The following is a 2440-nucleotide window of genomic DNA, read 5'->3' as shown; positions in this document are numbered from 1 at the left end:
ACGCGCGCGTGGCGGTCGCGATGCCCGACAGGCGGCACAGGAGGTTGAGCGCGCTGCGCTCGGCGGTGAGGAGGTCGCGGGTACGGGTGGTGACCGACAGCAGCTTCTGGCCGGGCTCCACCCGGTCGCCGTCCGCCACGTGGCGTTCCACTTCGAACTCGTCCGTCGCGACGATCGACAGGACCGCCTCGGCGACCCTGAGGCCCGCCACGACGCCCGCCTCGCGCGCGGTGAAGTCCGCGGTGGCCACCGCGTCCTCGGGGATGGTCGCGACCGTCGTCACGTCCACGCCGTGGGCCAGGTCCTCCTGGAGGGCGACGTTCGCGATGTCCTCGACCTCCACGGGGTCGAGGCCGGAGTCGAGCAGAAGGGCGGCGAGCGCGGGGTCGAGGCCGCACTCCAGGTACGCCTCTGCGTCGGTGTCCGCGCCGCAGGCGCAGCCGTCGCCGCAGCCGCCGCCGGAGGCGAGGGGAAGGTCGGGGGTGTTCACTGTCGTCACTGCTCCTGGGGGCGCTGCGCCGGCTGGGGGCTCGGGGTGGTCGGGGGGAATTCTGGCGTGTCCGTGGTGTGCGCGGCGAGGGTTCGGTCCGGGTTCAGGCTTACGACGATGTGGCGGCGCCATGTCGTGTCATTGCGGTCCGCGTGGTCCTCGCGCCAGTGGCAGCCCCGCGTCTCCTCGCGCCGGGCCGCCGCGGCCACCAGGACGCGGGCCACGCACAGGAGGTTCGTCGCCTCCCACGTGTCGACGCCGGGCTCGGCCGTCTTGCCGTTCTCCTGGAGGGCGTCGCGGGCCTCGGTGTGCAGGTGGTGGAGCCGGTCGGCGGCGCGGGTGAGGGAATCGGCCGAGCGCAGTACGCCGGCGCCGTCCGTCATGATCCGCTGGATGGCGAAGCGGGCCTCCGGCGGGAGGAGGGGGTGCGCCGGGTGGGCCGCCTGCGGCAGCGGTGCCGGTACGCGCGCGTGGAGCGTGCCGTCGGCGTGGCCCGCCGCGACGTCGGCGGCGATGCGCTCGGCGTAGACCAGGCCCTCCAGGAGGGAGTTCGACGCGAGGCGGTTGGCGCCGTGCACGCCCGTGCAGGCGACCTCCCCGCACGCGTAGAGGCCGGGGACCGTGGTGCGGCCCGAGGCGTCGGTGCGGACGCCGCCGGAGGCGTAGTGCGCGGCCGGGGCGACCGGGACCGGCTCGGTGACCGGGTCGATGCCGTGCGCGCGGCAGGCGGCGAGGATCGTGGGGAAGCGGTGCTCCCACATCTCGGCGCCGAAGTGGCGGGCGTCGAGGTACATGTGCTCGGCGCCCTTCTCCTGCATGCGGCGCGTGATGCCCTTGGCGACGATGTCCCGGGGCGCCAGTTCCGCGAGTTCGTGCCGGCCCAGCATGAAGCGCACCCCGTCGGCGTCCACCAGGTGGGCGCCCTCGCCGCGTACCGCCTCGGAGACCAGCGGCTGCTGGCCCTCCGCGTCCGGGCCGAGGAAGAGGACCGTGGGGTGGAACTGGACGAACTCCAGGTCGCTCACCTCGGCGCCCGCGCGCAGGGCGAGCGCCACGCCGTCGCCCGTGGAGACGGACGGGTTCGTCGTCGCCGAGAAGACCTGGCCCATGCCGCCGGTCGCCAGGACCACGGCCGGTGCGTGGACCGCCCCTACGCCGTCGTGCTGGCCCTCGCCCATGACGTGCAGGGTGACGCCCGCGGTGCGGCCGTCGGCGTCCGTGAGGAGGTCCAGGACGAGGGCGTTCTCGATCGTGCGGATGCCCCGCGCGCGTACCGCCTCGACCAGCGCGCGGGAGATCTCCGCGCCCGTGGCGTCGCCGCCCGCGTGGGCGATGCGGCGGCGGTGGTGGCCGCCCTCGCGGGTGAGGGCGAGGCCGCCCTCGGACGACTCGTCGAAGTGCGCGCCGGTCTCGATGAGCCGGCGTACGGCGTCGGGGCCCTCCGTGACCAGGAGGCGGACGGCCTCCGGGTCGCACAGGCCCGCGCCGGCCACCAGGGTGTCGTCGAGGTGCTGCTCGGGGGTGTCGCCCTCGCCGAGGGCGGCGGCGATGCCGCCCTGTGCCCAGCGCGTGGAGCCGTCGTCGAGGCGGGCCTTGGTGACGACGACCGTGTTCAGGCCGGACGCCTCGCAGCGCAGCGCGGCGGTGAGGCCCGCGACGCCGGAGCCGACGACCACCACGTCCGCCGTGATGGCCCAGCCGGGCGCGGGTGCGTGCAGTCGTATGCCTGTGCTGGTCACGAGGCGGCTCCGAAGGTGAGGGGGACGTTGTCGATCAGCCGGGTCGCGCCGACCCGGGCCGCGACGGCGAGGACGGCCTCGCCGGTGTGGTCGTCGCCGATCTCGGTGAAGTCGGACGGGTCGACCAGGGCGAGGTAGTCCAGCTCCAGCGGCGGGTCGAGACGCGCGGCGTCCTCCAGGACCAGGCCGGCGGCGGCGCGGACCGCCGTGG

Annotated in this window: 3 protein-coding genes; all 3 read right to left on the bottom strand. The window is 75.4% G+C overall.

Annotated elements, in window-relative coordinates:
• The coding region (locus GTW67_RS27815) for a nicotinate-nucleotide diphosphorylase (protein WP_524539830.1) at positions 1 to 490 on the bottom strand (490 nt) is incomplete at its 3' end.
• 5 nt (positions 491 to 495) lie between these two features.
• Positions 496 to 2229 (bottom strand): L-aspartate oxidase, encoded by a 1734-nt coding sequence (locus tag GTW67_RS27810; RefSeq protein ID WP_161167519.1) that lies wholly within the window; start codon positions 2227 to 2229, stop codon positions 496 to 498.
• A partial coding sequence (locus GTW67_RS27805; protein WP_202437786.1) for a pantoate--beta-alanine ligase occupies positions 2226 to 2440 on the bottom strand: 215 nt, incomplete at its 5' end. The genes GTW67_RS27810 and GTW67_RS27805, both read right to left, overlap by 4 nt.

Origin of the sequence: Streptomyces sp. SID5910 (assembly GCF_009862125.1) — a bacterium.
GTDB lineage: Bacteria > Actinomycetota > Actinomycetes > Streptomycetales > Streptomycetaceae > Streptomyces.
This window is presented reverse-complemented; position numbering and strand designations above follow the sequence as displayed.